The sequence below is a fragment of the Sphingomonas sp. Leaf25 genome (assembly GCF_001421635.1).
In the GTDB taxonomy this organism is placed as follows: domain Bacteria; phylum Pseudomonadota; class Alphaproteobacteria; order Sphingomonadales; family Sphingomonadaceae; genus Sphingomonas.
This window is the reverse complement of record NZ_LMKU01000033.1, coordinates 91,640-104,231: the sequence shown is the minus strand read 5'-3', so window position 1 is coordinate 104,231 and position 12,592 is coordinate 91,640. Positions and strand designations below refer to the sequence as shown.

General features: G+C 67.4%; 11 protein-coding genes, 1 other RNA gene and 1 riboswitch. Of the genes, 5 read left to right on the top strand and 7 right to left on the bottom strand.

The window, feature by feature from the left end; genetic code table 11:
* Positions 1–44: 44 nt before the first annotated feature.
* Together ung and ASE78_RS15520 are read left to right on the top strand one after the other, a co-directional pair.
* Complete coding sequence (gene ung / locus ASE78_RS15525; RefSeq protein WP_082467264.1) at positions 45–791, top strand: uracil-DNA glycosylase; 747 nt, start codon at positions 45–47, stop codon at positions 789–791.
* Positions 792–845: 54 nt separating this feature from the next.
* On the top strand, positions 846–1,124 hold the full coding sequence (locus ASE78_RS15520) for a hypothetical protein (protein WP_055762278.1): 279 nt from the start codon (positions 846–848) through the stop codon (positions 1,122–1,124).
* A 346-nt stretch (positions 1,125–1,470) separates the two neighbouring features.
* Here ASE78_RS15520 and ASE78_RS15515 read toward each other — a convergent pair whose 3' ends face one another.
* Positions 1,471–2,451, bottom strand: a complete 981-nt coding sequence (locus ASE78_RS15515; protein ID WP_156351528.1) for a hypothetical protein — start codon at positions 2,449–2,451, stop codon at positions 1,471–1,473.
* A gap of 88 nt (positions 2,452–2,539) precedes the next feature.
* Between ASE78_RS15515 and ASE78_RS15510 the strand changes: the two genes are divergently transcribed.
* Entirely contained in the window at positions 2,540–2,740 is a 201-nt protein-coding gene (locus ASE78_RS15510) for a type II toxin-antitoxin system Phd/YefM family antitoxin (protein WP_056498330.1), read from the top strand.
* 1,240 nt (positions 2,741–3,980) lie between these two features.
* Here ASE78_RS15510 and thiC read toward each other — a convergent pair.
* The 6 genes from thiC to ASE78_RS15475 all read right to left on the bottom strand — a co-directional run bounded on the left by thiC (position 3,981) and on the right by ASE78_RS15475 (position 11,201).
* Positions 3,981–5,825 (bottom strand): phosphomethylpyrimidine synthase ThiC, encoded by a 1,845-nt coding sequence (gene thiC / locus ASE78_RS15500; RefSeq protein ID WP_056498326.1) that lies wholly within the window; start codon positions 5,823–5,825, stop codon positions 3,981–3,983.
* Between the two features lie 22 nt (positions 5,826–5,847).
* Positions 5,848–5,958, bottom strand: a riboswitch (TPP riboswitch).
* A gap of 26 nt (positions 5,959–5,984) precedes the next feature.
* Complete coding sequence (gene dinB / locus ASE78_RS15495; protein ID WP_268795722.1) at positions 5,985–7,040, bottom strand: DNA polymerase IV; 1,056 nt, start codon at positions 7,038–7,040, stop codon at positions 5,985–5,987.
* Between the two features lie 36 nt (positions 7,041–7,076).
* Entirely contained in the window at positions 7,077–8,354 is a 1,278-nt protein-coding gene (locus ASE78_RS15490) for an O-antigen ligase family protein (protein ID WP_056498325.1), read from the bottom strand.
* Between the two features lie 129 nt (positions 8,355–8,483).
* Positions 8,484–9,620, bottom strand: a complete 1,137-nt coding sequence (locus tag ASE78_RS15485) for a glycosyltransferase (protein ID WP_056498323.1) — start codon at positions 9,618–9,620, stop codon at positions 8,484–8,486.
* 612 nt (positions 9,621–10,232) lie between these two features.
* A complete protein-coding gene (locus ASE78_RS15480; RefSeq protein ID WP_056498321.1) occupies positions 10,233–10,718 on the bottom strand; it encodes a DUF2569 family protein in 486 nt (161 codons plus the stop codon).
* 51 nt (positions 10,719–10,769) lie between these two features.
* The gene (locus ASE78_RS15475) at positions 10,770–11,201 is read right to left on the bottom strand and encodes an RrF2 family transcriptional regulator (protein WP_055762499.1); all 432 of its coding nucleotides are present in this window, start codon (positions 11,199–11,201) and stop codon (positions 10,770–10,772) included.
* 45 nt (positions 11,202–11,246) lie between these two features.
* Between ASE78_RS15475 and ssrA the strand changes: the two genes are divergently transcribed.
* Positions 11,247–11,632: a transfer-messenger RNA gene (gene ssrA, locus ASE78_RS18400) on the top strand.
* Positions 11,633–11,809: 177 nt separating this feature from the next.
* Positions 11,810–12,583: a TSUP family transporter gene (locus ASE78_RS15470; RefSeq protein ID WP_056498319.1), complete on the top strand. Its 774-nt coding sequence runs from the start codon at positions 11,810–11,812 to the stop codon at positions 12,581–12,583.
* Positions 12,584–12,592 lie beyond the last annotated feature (9 nt).

The window sequence follows — 12,592 nt, the reverse complement described above, 5'->3', positions numbered from 1 at the left end:
GGTGCCGCTTCCACGCGACGGGACGAGCGTCTAGGAAGGACGCCATGAACGACACCCCTGCCCCGCTGCCCGCCGGGATCGATCCCAGTTGGGCGCCTGCCCTCTCGCCGGTGCTGGCCGGGCCGGGGATGGCGGCGCTGCGCGCGTTCCTGACCGCCGAGAAGGCGGCGGGGAAGCGGGTGCTGCCGCATTCGCGCGACTGGTTCGCGGCGCTGGCCACGCCGCTGGATCAGGTGCGGGTCGTGATATTGGGGCAGGACCCCTATCATGGGCCGGGGCAGGCGCATGGGCTGAGCTTTTCGGTGCGGCCGGGCGTCGCGGTGCCGCCGTCGCTGCGCAACATCTACAAGGAGCTGCACGACGATCTGGGGATCGCGCCGGCGCGCCATGGCTATCTGGGGCACTGGGCCGAGCAGGGCGTGCTGCTGCTCAACAGCGTGCTGACCGTGGAGCAGGGGCGCGCGGCGTCGCATGCGGGGCATGGGTGGGAGGCGTTCACCGACGCGATCGTCCATGCGGTGGCCGAACATGCCCCGCCCAGCGTCTTCATGCTGTGGGGATCGCATGCGCAGAAGAAGGCGGCGTTCGTGCAGGACGGCGCGGCGGGCGGGCGGCATCTGGTGCTGAAAGCGCGGCACCCCTCGCCATTGTCGGCACATAGCGGGTGGTTCGGCAGCCGGCCGTTTTCGCAGGCCAACGCCTTTCTGGAAGCACAGGGCCGGGGCGCGATCGACTGGGCGGTGCCGGCGGTCGGTACGCAGGCGGAACCTTTGGACGCGGCGGACGATTGATGCCGCCTGTCCGGCGAATGGCCGGGCCGGTTGGTTTCGAAGGGGACAAGCACCATGAAGACGATGATGAAAGCGGCCGGCATGGCCGGACTGTTGATGCTGGGCGCGTGCGGCGGCAATGCCGACGACAAGGCGGCGGACAACATCGAGGCGATGACCGAGAACCGCGCCGACGCGCTGGAGGATCAGGCCGATCTGACGAGCAACGAGCAGGTCGAGGACGCGCTGGAAGATCGCGCCGAGAACGTCCGCGAGATGGGCGAGGACGCCGCCGAGAAGGCAGATGACGACGACAATGCCCAGATCGAGCAGGCAGTCGCGAACCGGATGTAACGCGCGCCGGGCAAGGCGTAGCGCCAGCTACGCCGAGCCGCACAAGGCGCGCGCGGCCGACGGCGCGACAAGCGCCGTTCGACGCCACGGCGCGCCGGGCAAGGCGTAGCGCCAGCTACGCCAAGCCGCACAAGGCGCGCGCGGCCGACAGCGCGGCAAGCGCTGTTCGACGTCACGGGCTTTGCCCGTGGCGCGGCCGTCGACCCGTCGCCCCCCGCGTCGGTCACAACTGCCGTCCGGGCAGGAATCGCGACGTCAGCGTGTATGGATTCCGGCCTGCGCCGGAATGACGAAGGGGGTGGAGCCGGCGGTTCCGCTCCCCAATTCCCCCCAAAGTTTACAAAGTTTACACTCGCCGCGCCTTGCGACGGCGGGCGCGCTTGCCCGGATGGTCGGGAGTCAGGCCGGTCGCGGCGGCGCGCTTGGCGAGAGCGAGCTGAATCTCGAAGTCCACGCCCAGCGGACCGGGGGCGGGGATATAGGGCAGGTCGTCGTCGCCGTCGTCCTCGTCGGGGATGTGGATCGGCGGCTGGAGCGGTTCGTCGGGCTGCGGGCGATGGGGATCGCACCAGCGCGGCAACCGGCCGTCGAGAATATCGGCGCAGGCAATCCGCGTATCGAGGTCGGCGGGATCGATCGCGCGATGCGGTTCGGCGGGTGCCACCGGGGCGAGGCGTTCGAGCGCCTGCGCCAGCGGCATCGGCGGATCGAGCCGGGGGCGATCGGCGGCCGGTTCGTCGGGTAGTGCTGTGGCCGGTGCGGCGACGGGCGCGGCCTCGACCGGCGCGGGATCGGGCGCGCCGCGCGAGCGCGCGCGGGCGTGATGGCCGTAGCGATCGGGATAATGGGCGGCGAGCAGGAACATCAGCATCCGGTCGCCGTGACGGTGGCGCAGGCCGACGCGGCGGCCGTTACGATCGAACACCACTTCCTCCGACCCGTTGACCGCGCGTTCGAACGCGACATCGACCAGCATCGCCACCGCCTGCGCGATCGCCGCGTCCCATGCGTGGGCGAAGGGCTCGCCGCCCTCGGCGCGGCGCAGGCCATAGGCGCTGACCCGGCTCATGCCGACCGAGCGTGCCGCCTGATCGACCGAACCGCCATCGGCCAGCGCCTCGATGAACTCGCGCTGCCGCGCCTCGGTCCAGCCGTCGCTGCGCGGCTTTCGTTTGACCGGAATCCATTCATAGGCGGCCGGATCGAAGCCGTGCGCGTCGATATAGGGCGTGTCGGTGGGGGGATCGACCTGCAACAGCGGATGCGGCTCGGGCAGCGGTTGCAGGTCGGGCGAGGGCGCAGGGCGCGCGGGCGTGGGGGTCTGCATGGGCGGCATGCCGAGCATGGGTCGGGGGGTGTAGGACAGCAGTTTTTGGGGGGTTGGGGCGTGGCGGGGGATGGGATATGGTTGGGGGATGGAGAACATCCAGCTTTGCGACGCGCAGCGTGAGCTTGATGCGGTGATCGACAAGGTCGTCGAGACGCGGGTTCCCGTGGTGATCGAACGTGATGATGGCGTGGGCGTAGTGATGGTTGCGGCGGGGGAGTGGGCGACGGTGCAAGCCACACTCGCCAGCGAAGCTCAGACCGATCGCTTAGATCCTGCTTCTGGATAACCTCTGGGAATTGGCAGTTACGATTTTGGTGAACCTCTGTGCATTACGTAGTAATGCTAATTAGCGCTTGACCAATTTTTTACTTGTGTCAAATTGCTGAGGCTACCCAGTTCCCCCACGAGCCGATTCGACAGCTCAAAGAAGTTTCCAAGACTAGAATGATTGCGGCGATAGGCATTCTTTTAGAATGTGATGCCTTTTGCAATAATTGAAGCTTCTTGCGTGGGGATAGCCCCCTCTGCGCATTCGTAGTTATGCGATTGTCAGATGTTCCCCGGCTTTCGCTGGGTTTTACTTTCGGAGCAGGTGCAGAGATTTGCACGTTCGCTTCAACGGCATTGCGACTGGCGCTTTTAGCGCCAGTCGCAATCGGAGGACGATAATGTCACCCCGGCTTCCTACAGCGGGACTAGCGTAATCGTCTTCCGTCTTTTGGTCAACCAACCTACGGAGAATGACTATGGCAAAGCCTCTGGGCACCACGGCGCGTACTGGCGAATCCTGTCCCGAGTCCGGCGTCTGGAAGCCGCAGAACGGGACGACTACGGCTCCGATCGCACGGGGAAATCGCATGCCGCCGTATAACGGTGCGGCAACGACGTGGACCCTTACTCGCTACGCATAATGGAAACGGACGGGGCGGTACAGATGATGTGCCGCCCCGTTTTTCGTTCGATGTGGGCGACGTGACGTACCCTTATCGTCACCCCGGACTTGTTCCGGGGTCCACCGGGCGGCGAGCGCCATGGCCAGCGTTTTGGCGTTCGATCCACCTGCATGGAAACGTCGCCCCAGCGAAGGCTGGGGCTTCTGGCGGCGCTTCTCGCGCAGCAGCCCCGGGAGATCCCGGCCTTCGCCGGGATGACGTTCGTTTCGACGTGGGTCGATCGGACTGCCACCGCATCGCTGGCGGTGCCGTGGACCCCGGAACCAGTCCGGGGTGACGGGTGGTCGGATCGTGTCGCCTTGCGGCAGGCGGCGCGCTGGTGGCAGGCTGGGCCGGGTTCGCCTGCTATCAGTTCGCGTCGGGGCGACGGGGTGGACCGATGCCGGGCGACGCGCCCGTTCGGGACCTGACCTGTCCACGCCGAACCCGACGTTATCCCGGCATAGACCGGGATCGCTCACGAGTCCTGCGGGGCAGGAGCCGCCTGAGGCCCCAGCCTGCGCTGGGGCGACGGGTTGGGGCGGGATGGGTCGCCCCCCTCCCCGCTTGCGCGCAAGGAGGGGGCTGCTTGCCTCACTCCGCCGGGAGGTACACCTCGCCGCCCTTCTCGCGGAACTTCTCGCTCATCTCCGCCATGCCCTTTTCCGCATCGCCCGCGGCGAGGAACGTCTCGACGCCGGCGTTCTGCTTGGCGGCGAACTCGCGCACTTCGGCGGTGATCTTCATCGAGCAGAATTTGGGGCCGCACATCGAACAGAAATGCGCGGTCTTGGCACCTTCGGCCGGCAGCGTCTGGTCGTGATAGTCCTCGGCCGTGTCGGGATCGAGGCTGAGGTTGAACTGGTCGCGCCAGCGGAAGTCGAAGCGGGCGCGGCTCAGCGCATCGTCGCGCAGTTTCGCGGCGGGGTGGCCCTTGGCGAGATCGGCGGCATGGGCGGCGAGCTTGTAGGTGACGACGCCGACCTTCACGTCGTCACGGTCGGGCAGGCCCAGATGCTCCTTGGGCGTGACGTAGCAGAGCATGGCGCAACCGAACCAGCCGATCATCGCCGCGCCGATGCCGCTGGTGATATGGTCATATCCCGGCGCGATGTCGGTGGTGAGCGGTCCCAAGGTATAGAAGGGGGCCTCGCCGCAGACCTGGAGCTGCTTGTCCATGTTCTCCTTGATCTTGTGCATCGGCACATGGCCGGGGCCTTCGATCATGACCTGCACGTCCTGCGCCCATGCGCGGTGGGTGAGTTCGCCGAGCGTATACAGCTCGCTGAACTGCGCCTCGTCGTTGGCGTCGGCGATCGATCCGGGGCGCAGGCCATCGCCGAGCGAATAGGCGATGTCATACGCCTTCATGATCTCGGTGATCTCGTCGAAATGTTCGTAGAGGAACGATTCGCGGTGATGGCTGAGGCACCATTTCGCCATGATCGACCCGCCGCGCGAGACGATGCCGGTGACGCGCTTCGCGGTCATCGGGATATAGGGCAGGCGGACGCCGGCGTGGATGGTGAAGTAATCGACGCCCTGTTCGGCCTGTTCGATCAGCGTGTCGCGGAAGATCTCCCACGTCAGCTCCTCGGCGATGCCGCCGACCTTTTCGAGCGCCTGATAGATCGGCACGGTGCCGATCGGCACGGGCGAGTTGCGGATGATCCATTCGCGGGTGTCGTGGATGTTGCGGCCGGTCGACAGGTCCATGACGGTGTCGGCGCCCCAGCGGATCGACCAGACGAGCTTGTCGACTTCGGCCGCCACGTTGCTGGCGACGGCGCTGTTACCGATGTTGGCGTTGATCTTGACGAGGAAGTTGCGGCCGATCGCCATCGGTTCGGATTCGGGGTGGTTGATGTTGCTGGGGATGATCGCCCGGCCGCGCGCCACTTCGTCGCGGACGAATTCGGGGGTGACGTAGTCGGGGATCGACGCGCCGAAATCCTCGCCGTCGCGGATGTGGCCGCGCAGCATCTCGCGCCCCATGTTCTCGCGGATGGCGACATATTCCATCTCGGGCGTGATGATGCCGCGCCGGGCATAGTGCATCTGGCTGACGTTCGCGCCGGCTTTGGCACGCAGCGGACGCTTGACGACGTTGGGGAAGGGCTGGACGCCGCCCGAGCGGTCGGGGCCGAGCTGGCCGTTGTCCTCGGGGCGCAGTTCGCGCGCGTCGTAGGACTCGACGTCGCCGCGGCCGACGATCCAGTCGCGGCGCAGCGGCGAGAGGCCAGCCATGATGTCGATCCGCGCGTTGGGATCGGTATAGGGGCCGGAGGTGTCGTAGACGTTGAGCGGCGCTTCGCCGGATGACGGATCGAGGTCGATCGCGCGCATCGCTACTTGCAAGGGGCCGACGTGAATCTTGCGGCTGCCACGGATCGGGCCGGTCGTGACGCCGATTTCGGTCTTTGCGGGGATGTCTGCCATATTCCACTCCATGCGGAGGGATGCGGGGCTGCCGCTCCCTCCCTACGCCGGTGTCAGCCGGATCAGGTTCAGCGGGTCGAAGGCTGTGGCCTTCCTCTCAAGCGTGACGGTAACGCTCCCCCGGGGACCGGATGGTTGTAGGCGGGTTGGGGTGTTTGGTCAAAGCAGATCGAGTTGGCCGCTGGGTTCCCCGGTGCCGAAGCCGGCCAGCGTGACGCCGACGAGGCGCAGGCCCATGCGCAGCGGGTAGAGCGTTTCGATGAGCGCCAGCGCGGTGCGGTGGAGCGTCGCACGGTCGCGGACCGGGGTGGTCAGCGTGCGGCTGCGCGTGACGATGCGGAAGTCGGCGTATTTGGCCTTTACCGTGACGGTGCGGCCGTATTGCCGCGTCTTCTCGACCCAGTCCCACACGTCGTCGGCCATCGCCAGCACGCGCTCGGCGATGGCGTCGGGGTCGGTCAGGTCGTGGTGGAAGGTGGTTTCGGAGCCCGACGACTTGCGCACCCGGTCGGGGCGGACCGGGCGGTCGTCCTCTCCGCGCGCGATGTCGTGATACCAGCGGCCGGCCTTGCCGAAGGTGCGGGTGAGGTCGGCGAGGGTCCAGCGTGCGAGGTCGGCACCGGTGTGGATGCCGAGGCCCGCCATGCGTTCGGCGGTGCGCGGGCCGATGCCGTGGAAGCGCTTCACCTCCAGCGCGGCGACGACGCGCGGGCCGGCCTTCAGCGGGATGACGCACTGGCCGTTGGGCTTGTTCATGTCGGAGGCGAGCTTGGCGAGGAACTTGTTGTAGCTGATGCCGGCCGAGGCGGTGAGGCCGGTGTCGGCGGCGATGCGCGCGCGGATTTCCTGCGCGGTGGCGGTGGCGCTGGGCAGGCCGCGGCGGTTTTCGGTCACGTCGAGATAGGCTTCGTCGAGCGAGAGCGGTTCGACCAGATCGGTATAGTCGTGGAAGATCGCGCGGATCTGCGCGCTCACCGCCTTGTACACCTCGAACCGGGGGCGGACGAACACGAGGTCGGGGCAGCGGCGCAGCGCCGTGACCGAGGGCATCGCCGAGCGCACGCCGAAACGGCGCGCTTCGTAGGAAGCGGCGGCGACGACGCCCCGCCCGCTCGATCCGCCGACCGCGACGGGAAGCCCCTTGAGGTCGGGGGCGTCGCGCTGTTCGACCGAGGCGTAGAAGGCGTCCATGTCGACATGGATGATCTTGCGCACGCGGCAGATGTAGGTGCGCAGGGGCCGATTGTGAAACTACCGCGCGGGTCGGGCGGCGCGACGCAGGCCGAGGAGGCGCAGCGCGCGGCGGCGGAGCTGGTGGTGCTGGCCGGCGCTGCCCTGCGACTGGCGATAGACGATCGCCAGCGCGATCATCAGGAACACATGGCCGTAGCTGGCGGCGAGGATCGTCGTCTCCGCCATATTCTGTCCGGCGCAGAACAGGATGATCGCGAGCAGCAGCGAGCGGCGCGGCTTGGCGATCGACAGGCTGAACAGCAGGCGCAGCAGCGGCCACACGATCAGCGTGGCGACCGCGAGCAGCGTGCCGGGCACGCCGATGGTGACGAGCAGGTCGAGATAGCCGTTATGGCCGTGCTGGATGTTGGTCGACACCCAACTGGAGGTCAGCGAAAAGATCGGGCTGGCGTCGCCGATCGCCCAGAATGACTGGAACCCCGCGCCGGTCCACGGATGCGCCCCGACATATTCGATCAGCGGCGGCCAAATCTGGGCGCGGCCGGTCAGCGCGTTCGGATCGTTCACGACATCGTCGATGAAGGCGATATTGGCCGAGACGAGCAGCAGCGCGAGCGTGGCGACGACCATCAGCATGCCGGCCAGCACGACGCGGCGGTCGGCGTCGTGATGGCGGATCGCCCAGCCGGCGAGGATCGCCAGCACGACGACCCCCTGCGAGGTCTTGGAATGGGTGAACCACAGGAACACCGCCGCTGCCGCAACGACGGCGATGGTCACGCCGCGCGAGAACTGGCGATTGTCGAACAGGAACAGCACGATGGTCAGCGCGGTGATCGCCCCGGCCGCGTTCTTGTGCGACACGATCCCGCGCCAGCTCCCGATCACAGATTCCTCTTCCGTTATCAGGTCGCGGTGGATGCCGTCGGGCAGCAGGAACACCGCGAGGAAATTGGCCGCCAGCAGGCCCAGCAGGAACCAGCGCAACAGACGAAGTGATCGATCCGGGCCGAGATCGTCGATCAAGCGAAAGATGATCCACGTCATGATCGCGACCAGCGTTATCCGGCGAAACGAGGCCACGAAATCGATCGCCCAGAGCGTCGAGAGATAGCAATAGCCAAGCACCACCATGATACCGACCGGGATGCATGCGATAGTCCGTACATTGCGAACGCAGCTGCCGAACAACAAGACGAGGAAGATGCTGCCAAAGGCTACCTGATTGGCGATACTGCCCCCGCCGATGGTTTCGGATGTTCCGGCCGACTGGAAGATGATCGATCCAACGGTCGTGATGGTCAGCAGGAACAGGAAGCAAACAGCAGTTAGCATCCGGGCAGGATCAGCGGCACGGCGTGCCGACGACACGAAGCGCGGTGACGAACGATGCAGTCGATCGGCGGACGGTGGCATGGCATGCGCCCTATCATGCCACCCGCCGTCCAGCCAGAGGCGCCGCAGTCAACGCGCCGCGAGGGCGCGGTAGCGCGCACGATAAGCGTCGGTCGCCGATCGTGAATCGAAACGGATGGCAAGCGCTCGTCCGTGCATCACGGCAACGGCACGAGCAGCGGGAAGGTCATCGATGCCCCGTGCCAGCGCCTGCGCGAGCGACGGGACGTCCTCGACAGGGGCGGCGAGGGGGTAGTCGGCCGGCACGACCTCGTCGAGGCCGGGCGCGGTGGTGGTGACGAGCGGCACGCCCGCGATCAGCGTTTCAGCGGGGAGCAGCCCGAACCCCTCGAACCGCGACGGCAGCAGGACGATGTCATGCTCGGTCAGGTGGGCAGCGAGGTTGGCGATCGGGCCGGTCAGCGTGATCGTCCAGCCCGGCGCGATACCGGCCACGCCGCGCGCCACCGTGTCGGCGAGGTCGCCCGAGCCGGCGATCGTCACCGCCACGTCGCGGCGGGGGGTGCGGGCGTGCGCTTGCGCCAGGATCGCGGGGAGCAGGTCGGCGCCCTTCTGATGGACCAGCCGCCCGGCGAAGAGGATGCGCAGCGGCGAGGGGTCGCGTGGGGGGGGCGCGGGTGCCGCCTGTGCCATGATGCCGTTATGGACGACGTCGGCACGCGGGCGGCCGGGCAGGATCGCCGCGTCGGCATCGGCGGCGGCGCGCGAAACGGCGACGGCCTGTGCGCGTGCCAGCCGCCGCGTGACCCAGCGGCCGATTCCCGCCCAGTCGATCCACAACACGCTGTTGTGGACGGTGCGCAGGATCGCCGTGGCGCGCACCGCGCGCGACAGGACCTGCGCGATCGCCAGCGTCAGTTCGGGGATTTCGGTGTGGACATGGATGACGTCGGGCCGGAACCGCCGCACGGTGCGGGCGAGGTTCCACGCCGCCTGCACCACCCCGCCCGATTTGAACCCGCGTCGCGTGCCGAAGGCGAAGGGCACGCCCCAGCCGGTCAGCCGCGCGGCCATCGCCTGCCCCACCGGCCCCGGTTCGGCATGGTCGATCACCGCGAACAGCGCGAAGTCGACCTCGTCGCGCAGCGAATCGATCAGGCCGAGCGCGACATTCTCCGCGCCGCCCATGGCGAGATGGGTGATGACGTGCAGCACGCGCGGCCGATCCGAGTTGCGCTTCGTCATGGCCGCTCCCCTGTCCACCCGATGCCGGCCGTATCAGGCGGCGGCAGGAGCGTCGAGGCGGCTTGGTGGCGGCGGTTGGGAAGCCGGGCTGGATCGATATTCGACGGAGCGCCTTCCCGACTTGCCCCCCTCCCGTCTTTAGGGCCGATCGAAATTCAGCATTTCCGGCCAATCTTCGTCATTTTCGGCCGAAACGGCCGCCCCCTTTCGTCACCCCGGACTTGTTCCGGGGTCCACGGCTCGGCAATCGGTATGCCTTGAGCCTCCATTGACCGCATGTGCGGCCAAGTAGACCCCGGAACGAGTCCGGGGTGACGACGCGCCAATGAATATCGATCGGTCCTGGGATTTCTCTGCCAAAGTCCGAGGAAGGTCAGCCCGATCCTGCCGTACCCCCGCGCAGGCGGGGGTCCAGAGTCAGGTAAAACAACGGTTTGCGCCTGAGGCCCCTGGCCCCCCGCCTGCGCGGAGGTAGGGGAAGAGGATTTTCATAGAAGAATCCTGGAAGGGGGGCGTGGGGGCGGGTTGGCCGGTTGTGGAACGCTTGCGTTTCCTCGCGGGCCGACCCACCCCCGGCCCCTCCCTTGTCAGGGAGGGGAGAAACCGAACGCCTCAGGTGAATACGTCGGCGCTGTCGTAGTCCGGGGTATAGGTGTTGGCGACGCGGCGCGAGCGCAGCAGATAGGCGGTCCACAGTCCGGCGAAGATCACTCCTTGCGCCAGTATGAGGATGCTGCGCCCGAGCAGCGCGCCGATCGACATGCCGGTCACGATCGTCACCAGGATGATCTCGACCAGCGACAGCACGATCGTCAGCAGCCAGAGGCCACGGACGGCGATCCGCACCGTTTCCGGGCGGTGGACGGCGTAGAGCCGCCATGCGATGTAGAACGAACCGGCGAGCTTGACGAGGATCACCGCCGTCTCGACGAGTTGGAACGGCAGGATGTCGGCATTCTCGCCGAGTTGCCCCGGCTCGAGCGACCAGAGGTTGATCGCCTCGAAAACCGTGCGCAGCGGTGACAATATCCCAAGCAACACGATCAGCAGCGCGAGCCAGCCGCCCACGCCGCGCAACGCCCGTTCGTCATAGGCCATCGAATCATCCCCCTGCCCGCCAGTCTATCGCGCGGCGCAAGGCTGGCAAGGTTACGCCGCCGCCAGTTCCTGTGCTGCGGCCATGGCGAGGCTGGTACCATCGAGAATCCGCGCGGTTTCGTCGCGGACCCGCGCCATCGCGAGGCGGATGGCGCACGACGCCTCGTCCTTGCAATCGCCACACGGGCGATAGGCGGTGCGGCTGACGCAGGGCACCAGCGCCAGCGGCCCTTCGATCACGCGGATGATCTCGCCGAGCGAGATCAGATGCGCGGGCCGCGCGAGATGGTATCCGCCCGCCTTGCCGCGCGTCGAATGGAGGAACCCCGCTTCGCGCAGGTCGGCGAGGATCAGTTCGAGGAACTTGCGCGGCACGGTGGCGGCGGTGGCGATCCGGTGCATCGGCATCGGTGCCTCGCCCGCGGGCTGTTCGGCGAGGAACAGCATGGCGCGCAGCGCATAGCGGGAACGCTGGGTAAGCATGGTCGCCCCTGCCCATGCCACTTGTGTGCCAACAAGGAAAGTCCGCTTCTTTTCAAACGCCGTCGATGCGACTATATCCCTGTCCGTCGGCTTCCAGCCGGCTATGGCGATAAACTGCGGCGTGCAATAGACGCAGCGGACCCGGGGGCAGTACCCGGCGGCTCCACCATAAGGTGGTGTTTCTGGACACCGTTTCTGACGGGGCCGAACCAGGATCGACGTGTGTTGAAAAGCGCTGTTTTCGCTCGGAATGGGACCACCGCAACGGCCCATACACACAAGTGCCAACGATAACGAAGCACTCGCGATTGCGGCGTAACTAAGGGCCTCACGGCCTGAAGTTACTCTAAAATAGCGCGGTTGGACCGAACCGGGCAACAGAATCGGATTCCAGCGGTACGGGGGGCACCGGGCAACAGAAGCTCCCCACCCGATATTCGCGTTGCCTCCGCNCTCCCCTCCCTGACAAGGGAGGGGCTGGGGGTGGGTCGGCCCATGCGGGAGCGGTACGCCCGCCCCAAGCCTACCCACCCCCCGACCCCTTCCTTGTCAGGGAGGGGAGAGATAGCCCTCTGTTCGCGTCGCGGGCCATCGGGTAGGCGGCGGCGATGGATTTCCAGAGCATCCTTGCGTTGATGGCGGTGGCGTTCGTTGCCGGCACGATCGACGCCATGGCGGGCGGCGGCGGGTTGCTCACCATCCCCGCGCTGCTGGCGGCGGGGGTGCCGCCGGTCGCGGCGCTCGGCACCAACAAGCTGCAAAGCGCGTGCGGGACGGCGGGCGCGGCATGGGCCTTCTGGCGCGACGGGCAGATCGACGTGCGGCGTTTCATGCGGCCCGCGCTTGCCTCGTTCGCGGGAGCGGGCGTCGGCGCGGCGCTGGTACAGACGATCGATCCGTCGTTCCTTGCCGGGCTGTTGCCGATCCTGCTGGTCGCGATGGCGGCGTATTTCCTGTTCGGGCCGAGGCTGTCCGACGTCGATACCCATGTCCGCCTCGCGCCGGCGGGGTTGCTGCTCGCGGTCGCCGGGATCGGGCTGTACGACGGGTTCTTCGGGCCGGGCACCGGATCGTTCTTCACGCTGCTGCTCGTCACCGCCGCCGGATTGGGCGCGACGCGGGCGGTGGCGCATACCAAGTTGCTCAACCTTGCCAGCAACCTCGCCGGGCTGGCGGTGCTGGTCATGGGCGGGGCGGTTTGGTGGGGGCTGGGCCTGGCGATGGCGGTGGCGAGCGTCGCGGGCGGGCAGCTCGGCGCGCGGCTCGCGATCCGCTGGGGCGGGCGGGCGATCCGGCCGCTGCTGGTCGTGCTGTCGCTGGCGCTGACGGTGAAGCTGGTCGCCGATCCGGGCAATCCGTTGCGGGGGTGGATCGGGGTTTGAAAGGCGGTA

What these genes read in the sequence shown, in the direction of transcription:
- ung (WP_082467264.1), top strand. Translation starts at nt 45, where the DNA reads ATGAACGACACCCCTGCCCCGCTGCCCGCCGGGATCGATCCCAGTTGG.
- ASE78_RS15520 (WP_055762278.1), top strand. Translation starts at nt 846, where the DNA reads ATGAAGACGATGATGAAAGCGGCCGGCATGGCCGGACTGTTGATGCTG.
- ASE78_RS15515 (WP_156351528.1), bottom strand. Translation starts at nt 2,451, where the DNA reads ATGCAGACCCCCACGCCCGCGCGCCCTGCGCCCTCGCCCGACCTGCAA.
- ASE78_RS15510 (WP_056498330.1), top strand. Translation starts at nt 2,540, where the DNA reads ATGGAGAACATCCAGCTTTGCGACGCGCAGCGTGAGCTTGATGCGGTG.
- thiC (WP_056498326.1), bottom strand. Translation starts at nt 5,825, where the DNA reads ATGGCAGACATCCCCGCAAAGACCGAAATCGGCGTCACGACCGGCCCG.
- ASE78_RS15490 (WP_056498325.1), bottom strand. Translation starts at nt 8,354, where the DNA reads ATGCTAACTGCTGTTTGCTTCCTGTTCCTGCTGACCATCACGACCGTT.
- ASE78_RS15485 (WP_056498323.1), bottom strand. Translation starts at nt 9,620, where the DNA reads ATGACGAAGCGCAACTCGGATCGGCCGCGCGTGCTGCACGTCATCACC.
- ASE78_RS15480 (WP_056498321.1), bottom strand. Translation starts at nt 10,718, where the DNA reads ATGGCCTATGACGAACGGGCGTTGCGCGGCGTGGGCGGCTGGCTCGCG.
- ASE78_RS15475 (WP_055762499.1), bottom strand. Translation starts at nt 11,201, where the DNA reads ATGCTTACCCAGCGTTCCCGCTATGCGCTGCGCGCCATGCTGTTCCTC.
- ASE78_RS15470 (WP_056498319.1), top strand. Translation starts at nt 11,810, where the DNA reads ATGGATTTCCAGAGCATCCTTGCGTTGATGGCGGTGGCGTTCGTTGCC.